1 protein-coding gene is annotated in these 1,389 nt (G+C 42.8%); it reads right to left on the bottom strand.

From position 1 onward, the window contains the following. Nucleotides 1-17: 17 nt before the first annotated feature. On the bottom strand, nt 18-1,298 hold the full coding sequence (iscB, locus tag ETB99_RS14490) for an RNA-guided endonuclease IscB (RefSeq protein ID WP_171700925.1): 1,281 nt from the start codon (nt 1,296-1,298) through the stop codon (nt 18-20). Nucleotides 1,299-1,389: the final 91 nt, after the last annotated feature.

Genomic DNA, 1,389 nt, shown 5'->3' with positions numbered 1-1,389 from the left:
CGGGGAGGAATTGCACCTTACGCAAGTTCCGCCACCCCCTTTCCATAAGCATATCCGTCAAATCGCTGAATGACTTGGACATATCTATAATTTATTCCTTGTGCGATACGCTTTCCGTCCTTGCCTTTAATATCGAAACTTCCAGTCTTTCTACATGCGACTTCGCCAAACCAAACGCCTTGATATTTCCCTCTTGGGACAACAGCCTTAACCATGTCCCCTGTTTGAAAACCAAAGAAGAATTTTTGTCTTGCAAGATAACCTCTTGGGAAGCCATATCTATCTAGGTTTGTACGAGAGCGACTACCACGCCCTTTTGCCTTGATAAATAACACTTCTTTTGTTTTGAAATATAAGTGATTTGTTGTGCTTTCACCTACACAACAAGCGTCAAAATAATGTGTTTTCGGCAAGTCTAAACGAATACGATTCATTTTTGTTCGTGCACCTGTTCCACACTCGACATCTAATCCTGTCTGCTTTAACACTTCATACGCTTTCCATCTTGTCGAGTTGATAGCACTTGCATCCTTTAATGATTCTTTGACTTGCTTTTGAATGTGCGGATACCCGAATTCTTCTGCTGTCTTACTTCCTTTGCGCTGATTACAGTCATGACAGGCAAGACATAGGTTATCCACTCGGTCTGTTCCACCTCTCGATTTTGGAATGATATGCTCCACTTCAAGTGGAACATTTTCTTTTCCGCAATAACAACACTTCCGCCCAAACTTTTCAAGCAAATACTCCCGTACTTCATATCCTTGTAGCGTGCCTTGTTGATACTCTACACCATTGATTTCAGGATTTCGCATGAGTTGCGTGTCGAATTTGGCATTTTCGTATGATATATACCCAATGGGGCATAACTTCTTTAGGCGGTTAACCCATGTTTGGATATTTTGCACACGACTCTCTAGTGATGACGGCAACCACCCCTCCTTTCGCTTGCGGTTCAGAAAGCGTGGTTTTCTGTATCTTGTTTTTCGATTTCGTCTTGCTCGACGAAAAGCACGCCTTTTATCTATTCTTTCCTTGATGTCTGTGCGATGGTCAAGTTGCCCTAACCATACCACTTCTTGTCCTCGCAAAATCGCTAATCCTGTATGCCTGCTTCCATAGTCGATTTTTAGCCGATATGTTGCTTTAATTTCTGATTCGTCTACTGATTTTTTCAAGATGATGGTAAATGGAAATCGCCCGTAAATCGCCGCCTTCCCTTGTTTCAACAGCTTTCTTGCAACTGCTTCGTGACAAGGAGCAAGCGGACGTTTGTTTGTGTCTAACACAAAAACCATAGGGTTCTCCCCTTTCCTCTGCATAAAGCAGGTCATATTCTCCTCGACCATGTTATAGATGCTTGTTATGTGCAAGACACTAGCGCTACCC

Source organism: Anoxybacillus sp. CHMUD, from assembly GCF_013096965.1.
GTDB lineage: Bacteria > Bacillota > Bacilli > Bacillales > Anoxybacillaceae > Anoxybacillus > Anoxybacillus kestanbolensis_A.
The sequence above is the reverse complement of the archived record's forward strand: the minus strand, read 5'-3'. Positions and strand labels throughout refer to the sequence as shown.

Coding starts and splice junctions, on each gene's coding strand:
- iscB (WP_171700925.1), bottom strand. CDS start 1,298: ATGGTTTTTGTGTTAGACACAAACAAACGTCCGCTTGCTCCTTGTCAC.